Origin of the sequence: Wolbachia endosymbiont (group B) of Chorthippus parallelus, assembly GCF_947251815.1 — a bacterium.
GTDB lineage: Bacteria > Pseudomonadota > Alphaproteobacteria > Rickettsiales > Anaplasmataceae > Wolbachia.
This window is the reverse complement of the sequence record NZ_OX366390.1, coordinates 1,432,131-1,452,010: the sequence shown is the minus strand read 5'-3', so window position 1 is coordinate 1,452,010 and position 19,880 is coordinate 1,432,131. Positions and strand designations below refer to the sequence as shown.

The window sequence follows — 19,880 nt, the reverse complement described above, 5'->3', positions numbered from 1 at the left end:
ATGCTAAAAGAAGTAAGGTGTGCGATATATACAAGAAAATCAAATGAAGATGGTCTAGAACAAAAGTTTAATAGTCTTGATGCGCAACGAATAGCATGTGAAAAGTACATAAAGAGCAGAGAGGGTTGGGTAATATTGGCAAAAAGGTACGATGATGGAGGTTTCTCAGGAAAAAACTTAGAAAGACCAGCGATAAAGGAATTATTTGAAGATGTAAAGGCAGGAGAAGTAGATTGTGTAGTAGTATATACATTAGACAGGCTCTCAAGGGAAACAAAAGATAGCATCGAAGTTACATCATTTTTTAGAAGACATAGAGTAAATTTTGTAGCAGTAACGCAGATATTTGATAATAATACGCCAATGGGAAAGTTCGTACAAACGGTGTTATCAGGAGCAGCACAGCTAGAAAGAGAGATGATAGTAGAGAGAGTAAAAAATAAAATAGCAACATCAAAAGAGCAAGGATTATGGATGGGGGGAACTTTGCCGCTTGGATATGATATAAAAGATAAAGAATTAATAATAAATGAAAAAGAAGCAAAGGTGGTAAGGTATATATTTGAGAGATATTTGGAGCTGAATTCAATGGCAGAGTTAGCAAGAGAGCTAAATAGTCAAGGTTACAGAACAAAATTAAATATCTTTAAAAAAGCGACGGTAAGGAGAATAATAACAAATCCAATATATATGGGAAAAATACGGCATTATGAGAAACAGTATAAAGGAAAGCATGAAGCAATAATAGAAGAAGAAAACTGGCAAAAAGCGCAAGAATTAATAAAGAATCAGCCATATCAAGGGAAAAAATATGAAGAGGCACTACTAAAGGGGATAATCAAGTGCAAGAGCTGTGACGTAAATATGACACTGACATACTCAAAAAAGGAAAATAAAAGGTATCGATATTACATATGTAATAATCACTTAAGGGGAAAGAATTGTGAATCAGTAAATCGAACAATAGTTGCTGGAGAAGTGGAAAAAGAAGTGATGAAGAAAGCGGAACAGCTATATGAAAATTGGAGAGAAAAGACCGAAGAAAAATGGAAAAATTTAAGTTTTGGAAAGCAGAAAGAAGTAGTGAAAAAGTTAATAAAGGGAGTAATGGTTAAGGAAGATGGAATAGAAGTGAATTCTGAATCAGAGGAAAAGTTTATACCAATAAAGAAGAAAGGAAACAAATGCACAGTAGTAGAGCCAGAAGGGAAAACAAATAATGCATTGCTAAAAGCAGTGGTAAGAGCCCATCTGTGGAAACGTCAACTAGAAGAGGGAAAATATGCGAGTATAAAAGAACTGAGTGTCAAAATTAAGATAGGTACAAGACGTATACAGCAAATTTTGAGGTTGAATTATTTAGCTCCAAAAATTAAAGAAGATATAGTAAATGGGAGGCAGCCAAGGGGTTTGAAATTAGTTGATTTGAGAGAAATACCGATGTTGTGGAGTGAACAGTTGGAGAAGTTTTACGTGTTTAAGCAATCTGTCTGCCAATGAAAAATAAGATAATTTCTTTAAAAGAATCTATAAATTATTAAACTTTCTGCAATTCTTTAACCTCAATTATGGAAAGATTAATAAATTTAACATTCCCACTAAATTGGATAAATTGATTGCAAAAAGATAGGATTTTCAGTAAGTTGGCCTTTCATAGTTAATAAAATCAACCATCCTGCTATTTCTTCTTACCCTACCTTACAATTCCTGCCCTTGATTCATTGCAACTTCAGTATTGCTATTCTCAAGTGAGTTTGAAGGACTATTACAATAGTATATGACTGCAGCAGCAATTAGACAACAAACTCCAAGTGCTATTCCTACCGCTAACATTCCTGAGTAAACTGCAATAGCTATTCCTGAAACAATTCCAGCTACTACAAGTGCAGAAGTAACTAGAATATACATTTTTTTATTTTGAGAAATCACATTATTTTCTTTCGGTTTACTTTTGCTATTGTCCTTAGTACTAATATCTTGCTTATTAGTTACTGGTTTTAGCTGTTTACTTTCCCTATCTATAGAATCTGCTTGCTCAGCAGGTTGAGTAGGGAAGTGTTTTTCCTTCTTATTGTTAGCTAATATTACAGTAATATCACTCTTATCGTCTTCACTTTCAGATTCACTTAACACAACTTCTGATTGTATAACTTGTTTATTATTGCTTGCTGACATATTTAATAAAGCTTTCTCTTCAGAAGAATAAGAAATAGATTTACTACCAATATTCCCAAAGCTGCCTTGATTCTTTGTTATAGTTTCTGAAAGTTTTTCATCACCTTTAGAAATTGATAAGTCAGATGATGTTGGATTTGGCTGATTACCAATGATAGAATTCATTGATGAAGATAAATTTAACTGTTCATCTTGTTCATACTCATCGCTAAAAAAAGATGTAGCATGTTCTTGTGGCGACATTTGCGGTTGACTTTTTGCATAATCCTCGATTGCCTTAACTTTAAGTAATTTTTTAATGATAATTTTATATTCCTGAAGTGTTGGTATATTTCTAATATAATTGGGTAAGTATTCCTTAATAATTTCAGTAAACTTTCGATTGATTTCTGCTAAAATCTTTTGCTGTGCAAGTGTAATTTTATCAGGACGATCAAGATCTATTGTATTTAATATAAGGTTGTCAATCAAATTGCTTCCTAATTCTGAATTGTTTTTATCATCTTGAATTAATTTGCTAGCTAAAATTTCTACAAATTCTGTAATATTTTCCTCAGTGATAGAGGTTTTTTGACTTTCAAGGTTTCTTTGTTCTTCCAAATACTCATCACACTTCTTCTTTAACTCTAAATTAATTTGATCTGTGCTATTGATAATATGACCCCATGTGCCTTGAGTGCAGGCATTATGGCTTTCAAAATTCTTATAAACGTATGTTGTTGCTGCTTCATATATTTCCTTTAGAAGAACAAATTCTTTCTGTTCTTTCCACGTTTTTTCTATATTAAATCCACTAATTTCCTCAAACAGTTTATTCACTTTATCATCATTCACATTATCTAATAATTTATGAAACATTGTTCTATTAGTTATTTGTTCGTAGGAAATATTATCATTTTTAAGTTCTGATTTTATACTAGATAACTTTTGTTGTACCAGTTTTGGGTTCTGCTCCGCAAGACTAACTAGCAATTCTTTTTTCTCTTCAAGTGGAATAAGTGATCTATCAATTAGCAACTTAATACAACCTATGGATTGAGGTATGGTAATTTTTGCATCATCTCTCGTGTAATCATATTGTAGTTCTATTCTAGATATTTCTTGAGTATAGTTACCGTATTTATCTTTATTTAAGTATTGATCTTCTAATACCTTCTTGGCTTTTTCAAAGATTTCTTTAACGAACGCTTTATCATCTGGTAGAGTTGCGTTTTTAGATAATTTTCCTTCCATTACGCGTGTTTTTTCGTCTTTAGTTATGGAAAGTAACCTTATTTTTATTAGGTTATTTTGATATTCCTCATATAATTTAGGTATATTTTCCATATAAGAAGTTGCAGCTTGCTCTAATTTATCCTTACTAGCTTCTAGATATTTTAGTAGTTCCTTAGTAGTAAAGCGTGTTTTCTTTGCTGCTACTTCTGAATGGACAGACTGTTTATTTAGTACAATCTTCTGTGATTCATTAGTTCTTTCAGGCTCTTTTGCAGGAATCAGACCATGGCTAAACAAAAATTTTTGCATTGCAGGAGAGTGAGTGTAAAAAGAGAGTAGAGTCTCATTCTGCTCATTTCTTGAATTAATTAAGAAAGGGTATTTCTCAGATTGCTCTAGTATATATTTAAGCCAGTCTCCATTGTTATCCGATCTTGCTATATCAAAGATCATTTTTTTTATACTATCTGCATTTACAGTATTAGAAGATTGATTTTTATATTCATTTTTTAAAAAGTCATAAAAAGCTTTGCACTCATAACTCGAATTAAGTGTAACATGTATGACATTTAATTCTTGTCCTCTATCTTTAAGTGAGTGTTCAAGTTGAGCCAGGGCTTCTATGCCTTTAGCACTAAGTCTATGGTTCATCAATAAGAGGTGTTTAAATTCTTTTAGAGTATGAGATTTTTCTAGAAGAGCTTCTATAACTCCATCACTAATCTTGCACAAGTTTAAGTTTAGGTATTGAGTTTCCTCTAGATTTGCGGACTTAATAAAATCCTCAATGTAATGATTAAAAGCCTCTCCATTATCTTCACCTTCACTTTGAAAAGAAAGATTTTTGATATTTTTTGGATTACTTTTTAACCAATCTATGAATTTTTCTACACTGATTTTAGTAAATCCTCCGAATTGTTTTAATATTGAAGTAGCAGGCATTACATATTCTCCTATTTTATTATTATAATAATTTTAGCTAATATTTTAATAACTGTCAACTAACTCTAAAATTGGTAAAAAAGTTGATTAAGCTAATTTTTTGTATGCATTTCATAGTACATATTTATCTATTTAATTTTTTAACATATGAAATAAAACAGCTTTAGGAAGTGTAATAGAGAAACATTTTAAAATATGCATCTCATTTAGCATCACAAAAAATCTAATTATTGACTTTTTCTAAAAACATAAAAGTAGTACGTATATTTGTGAGAACAAGCAGCGTAAAAATATCATTTTGAAAATCGAAGTTTGAAACCTTTGCAACAAAGCTAGACAAAACAATTCATATGTAAACTTAGCGAAAGTAAGCCAATATAGCTGATTTTAGCGTACAGTGAAATTATTATATTAAAAAGTTTGCATGGAACAAGTGGTAGACCATGACATTCCAAAACAAACTCTTCTCTCACTGGCTAATTTTGGTTGTTAAAAATGGCTGCAATATTTAAGTTATTAGTGATGTATATTATTAAGCTAATGATAGTTTATTTGAAAGTACAAAGAGAAATTTATGGTAGTTTTCTACTTTAACTAGAATAAAATTCTTCTGATTCATACCTCCCATTTTATGAAAATATTCCTAACTTTTCCGCTACTTTTTCTTGTCAAGGTCAATTCTTAAGAAGGGCTATAAGTTATTGCGTGACGATATAGCCTAGAGAATTTCATCCATAATTTTCCGATTATTAATAACTTTGCTATGAGAATATAATTTTGAAGGGGTGTAGGATGAGCGATTTAAGCAGAAATATAAATGATGAATTACTTAAGGCTGCTAAAATAGGTAGTACTGATGAAGTAACCCGTCTAATAAGTGAAGGAGTAAGTGTTAATGCAGTAGATGATAAAGGAAAGACTCCTTTACATTTAGCTACTGAAAAAGGTCATAAAGAGATAGTAGACATCCTATTAGAAAAAAAAGCGGATGTTAATGCAAAAGATGCTGATGGATGGACGCCTTTAAGTTTGGCTATTAAAAATGGTTATAAAGAGATAGTAGAGATCCTATTAGAAAAAGAAGTGGATGTTAATGCAAAAGATGGCTATGGCAATACTCCTCTACATTTAGCTGTTAAAAATGGTTATAAAGGGATAGTAGATGCTCTACTAGAAGTAAAAGGGATTAATGTTAATGCAAAAGATGATAAAGGAAAGACTCCTTTACATTTAGCTACTGAAAAAGATCATAAAGAGATAGTAAAGATCCTATTAGAAAAAGAAGCGGATGTTAATGCAAAAGGTGCTGATGGATGGACGCCTTTAAGTCTGGCTATTCAAAATGGTTATAAAGAGATAGTAGAGATCCTATTAGAAAAAGAAGTGGATGTTAATGCAAAAGATGGCTATGGCAATACTCCTCTACATTTAGCTGTTAAAAATGGTTATAAAGGGATAGTAGATGCTCTACTAGGAGTAAAAGGGATTAATGTTAATGCAAAAGATGATAAAGGAAAGACTCCTTTACATTTAGCTGCTGAAAAAGATCATAAAGAGATAGTAAAGATCCTATTGGACAAAGGGACAAATGTTAATGCAAAAGATGTTGATGGAAAGACTCCTTTCGGTTTAGCCACTAATGAAGAAACAAAAGCTCTATTGCAAAACACAAATGAATTACTTAAGGCTGCTAAAATAGGTAGTACTGATGAAGTAACCCGTCTAATAAGTGAAGGAGCAAGTGTTAATGCAGTAGATGATAAAGGAAAGACTCCTTTACATTTAGCTGCTGAAAAAGATCATAAAGAGATAGTAAAGATCCTATTGGACAAAGGGACAAATGTTAATGCAAAAGATGTTGATGGAAATACTCCTTTACATTTAGCCGTTATTAGTGGCTGTTCAAAGGTGATAGAACAGCTTGTAGGGTCACCAGGTTTTGATCTTAATATAAAAAATAATTTTCACTGTACTCCACTAAATTGTCCTCTTAAAATTTACTCATACGATAAATTAGATGCAGTTGAAATTTTAATTAAAGCTCTATTAAATAACAAGATTGATGTTACAGGCTCTGCCGGTGATATTTTAAGTTGGGCTATAAAATTAGGCTACTCAAATATTGTTAAAGGACTTATCAAGCTACCAGGTATCGATGTTAATAAATTAGATCGCTCTTTTAGTGATGGTGGATTCCCTCTATATCTTGCTGTTAAGGAGAACAAGATTAGTATAGTCAAAGAACTATTAAAGGTACCGAATATTGATGTTAACAAACAGCAAGTTATGTATCGCATTGATAGACCAGAAAGTTATGGTTATAATTCTTTAAGTTTGGCTATTCAAAATGGTTATAAAGAGATAGTAGAGATCCTATTAGAAAAAGAAGCGGATGTTAATGCAAAAGATGGCTATGGCAATATTCCTTTACATTTAGCTACTGAAAAAGGTCATAAAGAAATAGTAGATGCTCTACTAGAAGTAAAAGGGATTAATGTTAATGCACAAGATGTTCATGGAAAAACGCCTTTACATTTAGCTACTGAAAAAGTTCATAAAGAAATAGTAGAGATCCTATTAGAAAAAAAAGCGGACGTTAATGCAAAAGATGGCTATGGCAATATTCCTTTACATTTAGCTGTTGAAAATGGTCATAAAGAAATAGTAGATGCTCTACTAGAAGTAAAAGGGATTAATGTTAATGCACAAGGTGTTCGTGAAAAAACGCCTTTACATTTAGCTGTTGAAAATGGTCATAAAGAGATAGTAGATGCTCTACTAGAAGTAAAAGGGATTAATGTTAATGCAAAAGATGTTCATGGAAAAACGCCTTTACGTTTAGCTGCTGAAAAAGATCATAAAGAGATAGTAGATGCTTTTAATGAAAAAATAAAAACTCTATTAAAAGAATCAGGATCAGAAACTACAAATCAAGGAGCTGATAAAATTGTAAGCTTAGAAAGCAAAACACTACAAGCACAACAGGGAGCTATTAATGCAGGACAAGAAACACAAACAGAAGAACAGACGAGCTCTTTTTTTGCCAATTTATTTAGCATAGTTATGAAGCCTTTTTCTTTAATAGGATCATTTTTCAGTGGATTCTTCTCATGGTTATTTGGTTTTAACACTGATGAACCTGTCTCACAATCTGATGATAATATTTATTCATCTGAATCTAATTTATTTGACGATAATAGTTATGATGCAACGCATATGAGTTTTATGGAGTAGCATGATATGTATTAAACAAGACTTGATCTGATACTTTAAAAAAGTAAGTTATAAAATAAAAAAAGAAAGGAGTGTTAGATATGAGTACGATACAAACAAAAATACTAAAACCAAAGTTAGGGTTATTATACCAAAATCCATTACTGACCGAACAAATAAGAAACATTACAAACTCGTTTAATAGTAGTACTGGAAATATTGACAATAAAATCATGTGTGATTCATAGAGGTTATTGCAACTAATTTGTCAGATCAAGTCTGAACTTGAAATACCTGTTAAGAGGTTTTATATTTTTGAAGTGACTTTAACTCTTGGTTATGTTTGTAATTTTGCATGACAAATGTTTCTTTTGATGAGATATAATTTTTTTGTATTTCACTTAGACAAGGAATTGTTTTTTCCAGTTCTTTATATTTTTCCCAAGGAGTCTTTCCCTGAAGAGAGCTATGAGGACGTTGTTTATTATAATATTCTTCCCAATCCCTAAGCTTGACTTGCAATTCATAATCCTTAATGTTAACGCTACTATAAAATTCATCTAAATCTGTACGCTGCGCTCTTTCTACTTTACCATTTAAATGTGGGGAAAACGGCTTAATTGGACGGAATTTTATTTTCCATTCTTTTAGACACTCTTGCACTTCGTAAGCAAAAAATTCTTGTCCTCTATCGGTCTGAATCCTTTGACAATGAAATGGAGCCCTTTCCCTTAATTGTTTTAGGAAATCCAGAGTATTTTTTGAAGTACGCCTTGAGTATAATGCGATAACTTTATAACGCGTACAATCATCTATAGCAGTATATTGATAAAGCCCCGAAGATATTTTGCAAACATCCATTTGTACACGCTCTCCTGGCACTTTGCAGTTATAACGCTTAATCTGCTTGCGATAGTGGCGCTTAATACGTAAAAGACTTACATCGTGTTTCTTCAAAACTTTGTGTATAGTAGCCAATGCAAAAGAGATATCATGTAAACGCTTTAATTCAGCTTGAATACGTCTTGCTCCTAATTTTCTAGCTTTTCTCAGATGAAGAATGAGCTGTTCATTTGACTTGTTGATTTTTTGTAAGGGTAAAGTTTTAGGCCTGCTACTAAGGTTTGACAATCCCTGTTCACCTAGCTTTTCATAACGTTTGTACCATTTTCGTAAGGTAAAGCGTGAAATGTTATAGTGTTGACATACTTTGCCTGCATGACCTAATTTTTTGTATAATTCTATCCAATTCAGACGCAACTTAACTTTGGTATCCATTTACTGATTGCCTCTTGTTGATGAATTTATTCATATTATTGTAATAAGGTATTTAAACTATCACAAGTCAAAGTTTTTATTTTATCTTACATTTTTGCTGTAATAACCTCTATGAATCACACAATTTAATTAAAAGATGTTGTCATTCGAGTAGCTGACACTGGACTCCAATGTCAATTACTCGGATAACAAAAAAACACAGGCTTCACATGCATCTGCAGTACTGTATTAGTCTACTATCTTCATTCCCACAACATTATACCCTGAATCAACATGTAAAATTTCTCCAGTTGTACCACTACTCAGGTCGCTTAATAAGTATAGTGCTGCCTTGCCAACATCTTCTATTGTAACATTGCGTCTAAGTGGAGAATTACTTCTATTCCATTCCGATATGGAGTGAAAGTCACTTATTCCAGAAGATGCCAAAGTTCTGATTGGACCAGCAGAAATTGCATTTACTCTGACGTTCTGTGGTCCGAGATCACATGCTATATATTTTACACTTGCTTCAAGTGCTGCTTTACATAAACCCATCACATTATAATTTGGCATAACTTTTTCAGCACCATAGTAAGATAAAGTAAGTAAACTACCGCCATTTAACATCATTTTTTCCGCTCTTTGCGCTAAAGCAGTAAAAGAATAGCACGATATATGCATTGCATTAATAAAGTTGTTTAGTGAAGTATTGACATATTTACCATTTAGCTCATTTTTATCGGAGAATGCTATTGCATGTACCAAAAAGTCAAGAGTATTCCATTCTTTCTTTATTTCCTCAAAAGCATTATCTATGGTTTCCTCATTTGAAACATCACAGTGTAATGTTAACTCCACATTTAATTCATTTGCTATTGGTAATAATTTTTCTTTTATTGTTTCATTTTGATAAGTGATTGCAAGCTCAGCTCCATGTTCTGAGAGGGTCTTTGCTATACCATATGCTATTGACCTCTTATTTATTATTCCGGTTATTAACCCTTTTTTGCCCTGCAATATCATAGAATTATTTGCCTTTTTTATAATTTGAAATATTAACTAGGCAAAGTCAATTATGTTTTAACTGTAGCTAACGTATAAAAATTACTTCCGCATATTTCCAACCTCATTATAATTACAATTAGAGATATTTTAAGAGCTCAAAATCTATCTTTAGTCTGCAGACTTTTTTTTTTATTAAACAATCAAATTCATCAAAAAATGTAGTGTATCTTCTTCAGTGTACGTGGGTGCACACACATACTTATCTGTGTGATTCATAGAGGTTATTACAGCAAAAATGTAAGATAAAATAAAAACTTTGACTTGTGATAGTTTAAATACCTTATTACAATAATATGAATAAATTCATCAACAAGAGGCAATCAGTAAATGGATACCAAAGTTAAGTTGCGTCTGAATTGGATAGAATTATACAAAAAATTAGGTCATGCAGGCAAAGTATGTCAACACTATAACATTTCACGCTTTACCTTACGAAAATGGTACAAACGTTATGAAAAGCTAGGTGAACAGGGATTGTCAAACCTTAGTAGCAGGCCTAAAACTTTACCCTTACAAAAAATCAACAAGTCAAATGAACAGCTCATTCTTCATCTGAGAAAAGCTAGAAAATTAGGAGCAAGACGTATTCAAGCTGAATTAAAGCGTTTACATGATATCTCTTTTGCATTGGCTACTATACACAAAGTTTTGAAGAAACACGATGTAAGTCTTTTACGTATTAAGCGCCACTATCGCAAGCAGATTAAGCGTTATAACTGCAAAGTGCCAGGAGAGCGTGTACAAATGGATGTTTGCAAAATATCTTCGGGGCTTTATCAATATACTGCTATAGATGATTGTACGCGTTATAAAGTTATCGCATTATACTCAAGGCGTACTTCAAAAAATACTCTGGATTTCCTAAAACAATTAAGGGAAAGGGCTCCATTTCATTGTCAAAGGATTCAGACCGATAGAGGACAAGAATTTTTTGCTTACGAAGTGCAAGAGTGTCTAAAAGAATGGAAAATAAAATTCCGTCCAATTAAGCCGTTTTCCCCACATTTAAATGGTAAAGTAGAAAGAGCGCAGCGTACAGATTTAGATGAATTTTATAGTAGCGTTAACATTAAGGATTATGAATTGCAAGTCAAGCTTAGGGATTGGGAAGAATATTATAATAAACAACGTCCTCATAGCTCTCTTCAGGGAAAGACTCCTTGGGAAAAATATAAAGAACTGGAAAAAACAATTCCTTGTCTAAGTGAAATACAAAAAAATTATATCTCATCAAAAGAAACATTTGTCATGCAAAATTACAAACATAACCAAGAGTTAAAGTCACTTCAAAAATATAAAACCTCTTAACAGGTATTTCAAGTTCAGACTTGATCTGACAAATTAGTTGCAATAACCTCTATGAATCACACAACTTTATAGATTTACGACTTGGTTTACTTGTAACCTCTCTTATTTTGACGTGTTTGATAATGCCTTATTGAAAATCCAAGAAAATCAAATCCTGGCTTTTCCCCATTTAGGGATTTCAGTGTATGTACAATTCTTGTCTTTGATGACTTTAATTCTAATCCAACGGGTTTTAGCCATTTTTCAATTAGAACCTTTGCCTTCATCACAAGTTCCTCGCTCTCGTGTAAAACCACAAAATCATCGGCGTACGTAATTACACTAACTATAATGCACCCCATAAACTAGACCAAAAAAAAATGGTTGATCCGAGTAGGAAGGTAAAGGGGTAAAAGTATGGCAACAAAAAAATATGAACCAGAGTTAAAAGCAAAGATAGCTTTGGAAGCAATAAAAAATCAAAAAAGCACATCTGAGATATGTAGTGAATATAAAATACCATCAACAAATCTATATGATTGGCGTGATAGAGTATTGGCAAGGTTAAAAGACCTATTTGTTGAAGAAAGTGAAAGTGCGAGAAAACAAAGAATCTTAGCGCAAGAAATAGAAAGTTTACATAAAGTAATAGGAGAATTGACAGTGGAAAATAGTTATTTGAAAAAAAAATTACTGAAATAAGCAAAAAAGATAGAGTAAGGTTTATAGAAAAAGATTCTGATCTATCAATTAGGAAACAGGCTGATTTACTGGGGATTTGCAGATCTAGCCTATATTATAGGCATATAATTAATAACGAAAGTGAAATTTGATTCAAGAAGTATATTTGGCTTCTGATTGCCGTTATGGATATCGTAAAATTACTGCTGAAATCATAGCGAGTGGAGTAGTAGTCAATCACAAAAAAATCTTAAGAATTATGAAAAAAATGAAGATTAGTGGGCTGTATTGTAGAAAAAGATGTAATACAAGTATTAAAGAAAAAAAGCATAAAATATATCCTTATTTACTCAAAGATTTGATTATTTGTAGAGTTAATCAGGTATGGGCTACTATATATTATGGTAGAAGGTAAGTTTGTCTATTTTGTGGCAATAATGGACTTGTATAGTCGCTATATTATTGCTCATTCATTATCACCATATCTCGATGCTGGATTTTGCCTTTATACTCTCAAAGAAGCTCTAAAACAAGGTAAACCTGAGATTTTTAATAGTGATCAAGGAGTGCAGTTTACTAGCTACAACTTTATTATGGAATTAGAGCGTGCTAATATTAAAATTAGTATGGATCATAAAGGACGTTGCTTCGACAATATATTTGTTGAGCGTTTATGGAGAACTTTAAAGCAAGAAGCTATATATTATTATAGACCAAATAGTATCAGAGATTTGAATCTTATAATAAACGATTTTGTTGGTTGGTATAACTATAAAAGGCGACATCAGACTCTACATTATAAAGTTCCTGCTGATCTTTATTATCATAAACAGTAAATGAATATATTGATAAATACTTTAAATGTGTGTCGACGTATTTATCAACATATTCATTTTAAAAATCGGATCACTTTGAAAAAAATGGTCTAGACAAATGGGTGCATTATAGAGATGTTACCGAAGATTTTAAAGAATTTTAATGTATTCGTAGATGGTCGGGGTTATGCAGGAAAAATAGATGAAATAACCTTACCGAAGCTTACCATAAAAACTGAAGAATATAGAGCTGGTGGTATGGATATTCCAATAAATATTGACATGGGCATGGAAAAGCTTGAAGCAGATTTTACTTTTGCAGAATATGATTCAGAACTTTTTAGACTTTTTGGTTTGATAGATGGAAATTCAGTAGCTTTGACGCTAAGGGGCGGATTACAAGGCAGTGGCAGCAATGAGGTTGAAGGAGTAATTATCAACCTTAGAGGCATATTCAAAGAATTTGACTTTGGTAGCTGGAAACCTGCTGAAAAAGCCACTCTCAAATGCACTGTCGCTGCTCATTACTATAAACTTACTATAGGTGGTAATGAGTTAATAGAAATCGATGCTGAAAATATGATTAGAAAGATAAATGGTGTTGATCAGATGGCACTACTTCAAACGGTGCTTGGAATATGAAGATTTTTAGAATTCTATTTTTTAGATGTTGATCAAATAGTTACAACATTTTACAAGATTTTATTTTTTATAGGAGAATTTTATGCAAACTATAACACTAAACAACCCAATAACAGTTGATGGTATTTCTGTCTCAGAACTTACCGTTAGACGTCCAAAAGTTAGAGATTATCTAGCTATTGAGAGACTTAATGGTAGTGATCTAAGTAAGGAAGTAACTTTGACTGCCAATTTGACATCAGTTGCAAAAGAAGCGATTGAAGAGTTAGATATTGCTGATTATGTGAAAGTGCAAGAGGTATTAAAGGATTTTTTTTCACCGATTATCCAAAAAACTTGAGATTAGAAATACTAGTGCTTGGCTCTATCATAGGTGGTGGAGTTGAGCACATTCTTGATATGGAGATTAGTGAGTTTATTTTATGGAGCAAATTAGCTAGGGAGTTCAAATGTCAGTATTATCGATAAAAATAGGTGCGGTACTTGATGGCAGTTTTAATACTGTAATAAAGGGCAGTAGTAGTCAACTCTCTAATCTTGGTGAGAATATAAGAAAGCTTGATTCATCTTTAAAATCAGTATCAAAGTTTAAGCAATTGGGTAGTGATGTTTTAACTAGCAGGAGATCATGGAAGGGCTTTGAAGATCAAGTAAAATCTTTAGCTAAACAAATGAAAGCGGTAGAGAAACCAAGCAAAACTTTAAAAGCTGAGTTTGATAAAGCTAAGTTTTCTGCAACAAAAGCAAAAGAAGCATATTTGAAAAAGAGAGATGCTTTACATTCATTTAATGAAGAAGTAAGAAAAAGTGGAAGAAATATTAAGTCATTAGTAAGTGATCAATATAAACTTGGTTCTTCTATTGAAGTGCTAAAAGGTAAGTATGGTAAGCTTGGATCTGCAATACGTAGTCACCAAAGTTTTTTAGCAAGCAAAGCACATTTTAAGTCACAAATTATAGAGACTATTGGGCTAGGGCTAACGCTTGCAGCGCCAATTAAAGTTGCGATTGACTTTGAAAGTGCTATGGCTGATGTTACAAAAGTGGTTGATTTTGACGAAAAGACAAAGGAAGCTGATAAATTTGCCAAGAAGTTAAAAGAGATGTCACGTACTATACCATTATCAGCTGCAGAATTAGCACAAATAGCTGCAAGCGGTGGTCAACTTGGTATCAAGAAAGAAGATCTTTTTAAGTTTACAGAAACAGTAGCAAAAATGTCAACAGCATTTGATATGTCTGCAGAGCAAGCAGGCGATTCCATAGCTAAACTTTCTAACGTTTATGGAATTGATGTTAGTGAAATGGAACATGTTGGTAATGTGATCAACCACTTGTCAGATAACACTGCTGCTAAAGCAAAAGACATGGTTGAAGCTCTAGCAATAGTTGGTGGTACTGCAAAACAGTTTGGATTAAAGTTTGAACAAACCAGCAGTTTAGTAAATGCTTTCATTAGCTTAGGCAAACAACCAGCGAAAGCTGCAACTGCTATAAATGCTTTACTTTCTAAGCTTCAAACTGCTGAAGGTCAAGGAAAAGAGTTTAAGGCAGCACTAGAAGAAATGGGCATAGCCGCAGAAGAAATGGTACAAAGGATAAGTGAAAATGGGGAAGAAGCACTACTTTACTTCTTTCAAACTCTAAAGAAAATGGATAACCAGGAGCGTTCTACAATCCTTATGAAACTTTTCGGTCAGGAATATCAAGATGATATTGCATTATTAGCTGGAAGTTTTAGTAAGTACAAGGATGCAATAAAGCTGCTAGCTAACAAAGAAGAGTACAACAATTCTCTGCAAGATGAGTTTAAAAATCGTGCAGATACTACAGCCAATAAACTACGGCTCCTTCGCAATGCAATAGCTGAAGTTGGTATGAATCTGGGCTCAGTGATGCTGCCTACTTTAAAATCTATAGCTGAATTTTTACAAGAAAAAACTAGGAGCATAGCCTTATTTGCAGAAAAATACCCAACTTTAACTACAGCAATCATGGGAACTATAGCAGCTTTAATAAGTTTAAAAATCTTAGTAGTGGGCTTAGGTTATGGGTTCGCTTTTTTAGCAAGTACAGTTCTCGGTTTAAGAGCAAAAATAATCGCAACTTTTTCATTTTTATCAGCTACAGTTTTTCCTGCAGTAGTAACAGGACTAAGAGCAGTAACGCTTGCTGTAATGAGTAATCCTATAGGGCTTTTAATTACTGGACTTGTTACTGGTGCAGCACTTGTTATCACTAACTGGCAAAAAGTGAAGGAATTCTTTGCTAGTTTTTGGAAATCAATCATAAAACCGATAGGAGAGGCTTTTTCATGGATGGGAAATACAGTTAGTAGCATATTTGGGAAAGTGTCAGAAAATAGTCCAATAAAAGAATTTGAGAAGAGAAAAACTGTTATTTCGTTAGTTGATGGAGAAGCTAGCAATGTACTTTCTAAAAATAGTGTTTTTAATAATGGGAATCTTTTATCAAATAATGGTGTGATGAAAGGAATTTCTAAAAATAGCTGGAATAATGTTGAAGGATTCAAAATTAAACATGCTATCGCAGAAAAGAAATCTATAGCAGATGAGAAAAATCTAAAAGAGTACATAAATGGCAAGTATGAAAATAAAACTTTTAACCAAACTCAACATAATTATTTCAACATAAGTATACAAGCAGCACAAAATCAAGATGTTCGTAGTCTTGCTGATGAAGTAATGAAAAGGATAAGAGAAAAATCACGTGATGTTTTATTTGATACAGTAGAGACATTTTATTGATGTTATCTTGTATCTTGAAAAAAGCATCTAATGTTTTAAGCTTAAGCATTAGGTGGAGAAGGGAAGAACTCTGGATGTTATCTTAGATATAAAATCTGTCCAAGAGAAAAGAGTTCCCTTCTTATATGTTAAAAACAAGTCTTTATAAATGTTATAGAATGGCAATATAAGGACATATGGAGAAGAGGAACCGTTTCCCTTCTTGGTTATAAGAACCGTTTTTGAGCAAGGTTCTCTTCTCTGTTTTATATACTGAAAGTTCCGAACAACTGATTGAGCTTTTAGGCTCGTATATAAGGGTGGAAAATGCAGTATTCAATATTATTTTATGGAGGAATTATGAATTCACCAAATACTATTGCTGGCATTGATGTTAGCAAAACTAAACTAGACATCCACATTCATCCACTTGGTTATTATAAAACGTTTGAAAATAACGTACAAGCTATTGATCAAGTGCTCGACTTTCTACACTTGCATAATGTAACAAAAGTTGGATTAGAAGCTACTGGTGGATACGAAAAACTATGCGCTTACACTTTACTAAGCAATGGTTTTGAAGTATATGTCATTCAACCTAGATGGGTTAGAGATTACGCAAAAAGCCTTGGTATTAGTACTAAAACTGATAAAATAGACTGTAGTATCATCTCACGTTATATTAATAATACAGACATGCGTGTTACTCCTTTAAATGTTAATAATACTGATTGTTTGAAGCAAAAACTATCTCGCAGAAATCAACTAGTGGAAATGGCAAAGATACAGAAAACCCAAGCTCACCAGATAACCGATGTATCCATAATCAAACAAATAGAAGAATTGCTTGTAATTTTGCAAAATCAAATTCAAATCTTGGAAGATGAAATGATGGTATTAATTGATCAAAGTCAAGAGCTTAAAAAAAATACATGTCAATAACTAGTATACCAGGTGCCGGTAAAACCTTGGCTATTACTATGATCTGTTACATGCCAGAACTAGGAATTCTTAAACATAAAGAAATATCTAGCCTTTCTGGAATTGCGCCATTTAATCGAGACAGCGGTTTTAGTAAAGGAAAAAGGTGTATTCAAGGCGGTAGATCACAAATTAGAACAGTTTTGTATATGTGTATCCTTAGTGCACAAAGGTACAATTCTTATATAAAAATCTTCTTTGATAGACTATATGATCAATACAAAAAACCATATAAAGTTGCTTCTACTGCTGCCATGAGAAAATTACTTATTCTTGCTAACTCTTTAGTAAGAGATGGTAGAGTGTTCACTAAGGAATATAGTCCTAATTCTGCTTTTATCTAGTACTAGCGTAGCTGTGAATAAATACGTCCACACAACTTTAAGTATTTATTCACAGCTACATCAATTTTTCTATTGACTTTTAACACAACTGCTCAAAAGTAGAGGTTGGACGGTATCTTAGAAAGACCTAAATGGTTCTAATTCTGTATGCACAAGGTTAGCCTTACTTTTCATTTTAAATGGTAACGTATGGAGTTATAAATGATCAACAACTTTTTAGGTATAGACATATCAAAAGATCGCTTTGATGTTTTTCTTTCTTTCATAAGTAAAAAAGGGAAACGCGAAACTAAGAAAAGGAATTTTAAAAACGATGATTCTGGGTTTCAAGGTCTACTTGATTTTTTACAAAAACATAATGTGGAGCAAGTAACAATCTGTATGGAAGCTACAGGTTGTTATAGTGAAGCTTTGGCTGAATTTCTACACAATGCTGGATATTTTGTTAGTGTAGTAAATCCTTATTGCATAAAATCTTATGCAAGGAGTAAGCTTGTGCGACAAAAGAATGATCAGAGCGATGCAGAGATTATAGCAGATTATTGTCAAAGACAGGAACCTACACGTTGGACACCACCTTCTTCTGAAAAGAAAAAATTAAAACATCTTTATCGTTGTTCAGCTGCGTTAAAAAATGAATTAACATTAGTAAATAATCATTTAGAAAAGAAAGAGAGACTGCCTGAAAAAGTTGTAAATGTTTGGGAAAATCTTTCAGTGAACATAGAGCAATCAATAGAAACAATAAAAAACTCCATACATGAACTATTAAAACAACACAAAGAATTGTTGGAAGATTTTCAGCTACTATTAACTGTTCCAGGCATAGGAAAGGAATCAGCAGTAGCTATTTTAGCTGAAATTTCTGATATAAAAGTTTTTATAAATGCCAGGCAATTGGCATCATATGCTGGAACTATACCACGGAATATAACATCAGGTTCATCTGTATATGCCAAGCCCAGATTAAGTAAATCAGGTTCACAAACATTACGTAAGGCAATGTATTTTCCTGCTATAGTATCTAAAAAGCATAATCCTATTATTATGACTTTTTGTAAGAGGTTAAAAGAGAAAGGCAAGCATAACATGGCCATTGTAGGAGCTGCAATGCGCAAGTTACTCCATATAGTTTTCACTGCCATTAAGTTAAGGAAAAGTGATGAACTGTATTATAAAATCAGGTAAGATCCACAAATTAAAAGAAGTAATGACATGAGTAAAAAAAAGAATAATCATGTTTATAAAAAATAAATTGATGAGTTTAAACTTTATAAACGCACACAGAGCATCCTCAAAAGACTTCTCACGAAAAAGAAAGCTGCCCTTCGTTAATGTATTTCTCCTGATTTTTAGAAAGAGTGTAAAGTCATTACAAGTGATGCTTAATGAGTTTGTTCTGCATACAAGAAAAGATTATACAATTACGGCAAGTGCATTTACTCAAGCAAGAAAGAAGCTAAAGCATACTGCGTTTTCAGAGTTAAATGATGATATAGTTTCCCTATACTACCAAGATCAGGAATTTAAAACCCACCATGGCTTCAGAGTACTTGCATTTGATGCTTCAATACTGATTCTGCCAAAGAGCGACAAAATAATAGGTGAGTTTGGCTCAAGAGCAGTATGGAATGGAATCCAGAGATTTGAAGACTATACAAGTGCAACCTTTGAAGTTTGCTACGATGTGCTAAATAATATTGCAATAAAATCTGTGCTAAGTAGAGGTGACAGCTATGAGGTTGATTTAGCAATCGGTATGCTTGAATCCATAAAATCAGACGATTTGTTAATCTGTGATAGAGGATACGTATCTTATCGATTTCTTGCTGAGCTTACAGGAAGGAAAATCAATTATATAATTCGCTGTTCAAGTTCGTCTTTCAATGAAATAAACGCTATGTTTAAGCCGGAAAGCCCATCTAGTACGGTGGTAGTGTCTACCGCACCTATTAAAGTAGCAAGACAGCTACGAAAGCTAGGATTACCTGATGAGATGAAATTCAGGTTAGTCAAAATAATACTTTCTTCTGGCGAAGTTGAAGTGTTAGTAACATCTCTGTTAGATGAGAAACGTTTTACAGTTGAAGAGTTTGAGAGATTATATTACTTGCGCTGGGGAGTAGAAACATTTTTTTCTAGGCTGAAGGGAAGATTAAATTTAGAGAATTTCACAGGAAAAAGTATTGAAACTATCAAGCAGGATTTTTGGTCAACTATCTTCATCAGTAATCTAGAAAGTATCATGATAGAAGATGATGAAGAGACATTGAGCGCACAGAATAGTAAACTAAAAAAAAGCATCAATAAATCTGTCTCATTTAATGCGATTAAAAACTTAGCCTTTGATATTTTTTCTACAGAGTCAGACATAGACTGCATTATGGATCGACTATCACAGTTATTTTTGATGAACACTTTAGTGGTGAGAAAAGGGAGAAGTATAATGCACTGCCATTAAGTTAAGGGAAAGAGAAGTTAAGATTGGACAAAAAATTTGAAGTGATTGATAA

Annotated in this window: 14 protein-coding genes and 2 pseudogenes; 12 read left to right on the top strand and 4 right to left on the bottom strand. The window is 32.6% G+C overall.

Annotated elements, in window-relative coordinates; genetic code table 11:
* On the top strand, positions 1-1,500 hold the full coding sequence (locus OPS21_RS06515; RefSeq protein WP_264336557.1) for a recombinase family protein: 1,500 nt from the start codon (positions 1-3) through the stop codon (positions 1,498-1,500).
* A gap of 198 nt (positions 1,501-1,698) precedes the next feature.
* On the opposite strand, the gene OPS21_RS06510 is transcribed toward OPS21_RS06515, so the two are convergent.
* Positions 1,699-4,332, bottom strand: a complete 2,634-nt coding sequence (locus tag OPS21_RS06510; RefSeq protein WP_264336558.1) for a TomO hydrophobic C-terminal domain-containing protein — start codon at positions 4,330-4,332, stop codon at positions 1,699-1,701.
* A 792-nt stretch (positions 4,333-5,124) separates the two neighbouring features.
* Between OPS21_RS06510 and OPS21_RS06505 the strand changes: the two genes are divergently transcribed.
* Both OPS21_RS06505 and OPS21_RS06500 read left to right on the top strand, forming a co-directional pair.
* Positions 5,125-7,566 (top strand): ankyrin repeat domain-containing protein, encoded by a 2,442-nt coding sequence (locus tag OPS21_RS06505; RefSeq protein ID WP_264336559.1) that lies wholly within the window; start codon positions 5,125-5,127, stop codon positions 7,564-7,566.
* 80 nt (positions 7,567-7,646) lie between these two features.
* A complete protein-coding gene (locus OPS21_RS06500; protein ID WP_264336560.1) occupies positions 7,647-7,793 on the top strand; it encodes a hypothetical protein in 147 nt (48 codons plus the stop codon).
* Between the two features lie 49 nt (positions 7,794-7,842).
* Here the strand turns inward: OPS21_RS06500 and OPS21_RS06495 are convergent, their stop codons facing one another.
* Complete coding sequence (locus OPS21_RS06495; protein WP_264336561.1) at positions 7,843-8,823, bottom strand: IS481 family transposase; 981 nt, start codon at positions 8,821-8,823, stop codon at positions 7,843-7,845.
* A 228-nt stretch (positions 8,824-9,051) separates the two neighbouring features.
* Complete coding sequence (locus tag OPS21_RS06490; protein WP_264336562.1) at positions 9,052-9,828, bottom strand: enoyl-ACP reductase FabI; 777 nt, start codon at positions 9,826-9,828, stop codon at positions 9,052-9,054.
* Between the two features lie 369 nt (positions 9,829-10,197).
* Between OPS21_RS06490 and OPS21_RS06485 the strand changes: the two genes are divergently transcribed.
* The gene (locus OPS21_RS06485) at positions 10,198-11,178 is read left to right on the top strand and encodes an IS481 family transposase (protein ID WP_264336561.1); all 981 of its coding nucleotides are present in this window, start codon (positions 10,198-10,200) and stop codon (positions 11,176-11,178) included.
* Positions 11,179-11,264: 86 nt separating this feature from the next.
* Here OPS21_RS06485 and OPS21_RS06480 read toward each other — a convergent pair whose 3' ends face one another.
* On the bottom strand, positions 11,265-11,519 hold the full coding sequence (locus OPS21_RS06480; RefSeq protein ID WP_264336563.1) for a reverse transcriptase domain-containing protein: 255 nt from the start codon (positions 11,517-11,519) through the stop codon (positions 11,265-11,267).
* Positions 11,520-11,574: 55 nt separating this feature from the next.
* On the opposite strand from OPS21_RS06480, the pseudogene OPS21_RS06475 reads away from it, so the two are divergent.
* The 8 genes and pseudogenes from OPS21_RS06475 to OPS21_RS06440 form a co-directional block, all read left to right on the top strand.
* Positions 11,575-12,674: pseudogene (locus tag OPS21_RS06475) on the top strand (IS3 family transposase).
* Between the two features lie 114 nt (positions 12,675-12,788).
* Positions 12,789-13,295: a phage major tail tube protein gene (locus OPS21_RS06470; RefSeq protein WP_143688738.1), complete on the top strand. Its 507-nt coding sequence runs from the start codon at positions 12,789-12,791 to the stop codon at positions 13,293-13,295.
* 82 nt (positions 13,296-13,377) lie between these two features.
* Positions 13,378-13,635, top strand: a complete 258-nt coding sequence (locus OPS21_RS06465; RefSeq protein WP_143688737.1) for a phage tail assembly protein — start codon at positions 13,378-13,380, stop codon at positions 13,633-13,635.
* A 109-nt stretch (positions 13,636-13,744) separates the two neighbouring features.
* Positions 13,745-16,063 (top strand): phage tail tape measure protein, encoded by a 2,319-nt coding sequence (locus OPS21_RS06460; RefSeq protein ID WP_264336564.1) that lies wholly within the window; start codon positions 13,745-13,747, stop codon positions 16,061-16,063.
* A gap of 339 nt (positions 16,064-16,402) precedes the next feature.
* A complete protein-coding gene (locus tag OPS21_RS06455) occupies positions 16,403-16,984 on the top strand; it encodes an IS110 family transposase (protein WP_264336565.1) in 582 nt (193 codons plus the stop codon).
* Positions 16,975-17,367: a transposase gene (locus tag OPS21_RS06450; protein WP_264336566.1), complete on the top strand. Its 393-nt coding sequence runs from the start codon at positions 16,975-16,977 to the stop codon at positions 17,365-17,367. The genes OPS21_RS06455 and OPS21_RS06450 overlap by 10 nt, the downstream gene beginning before the upstream one ends.
* Before the next feature lie 201 nt (positions 17,368-17,568).
* The gene (locus OPS21_RS06445; RefSeq protein WP_264336567.1) at positions 17,569-18,555 is read left to right on the top strand and encodes an IS110 family RNA-guided transposase; all 987 of its coding nucleotides are present in this window, start codon (positions 17,569-17,571) and stop codon (positions 18,553-18,555) included.
* A 49-nt stretch (positions 18,556-18,604) separates the two neighbouring features.
* A pseudogene (locus OPS21_RS06440) lies at positions 18,605-19,813 on the top strand (IS4 family transposase); the annotation flags it as partial.
* Between the last annotated feature and the right edge of the window lie 67 nt (positions 19,814-19,880).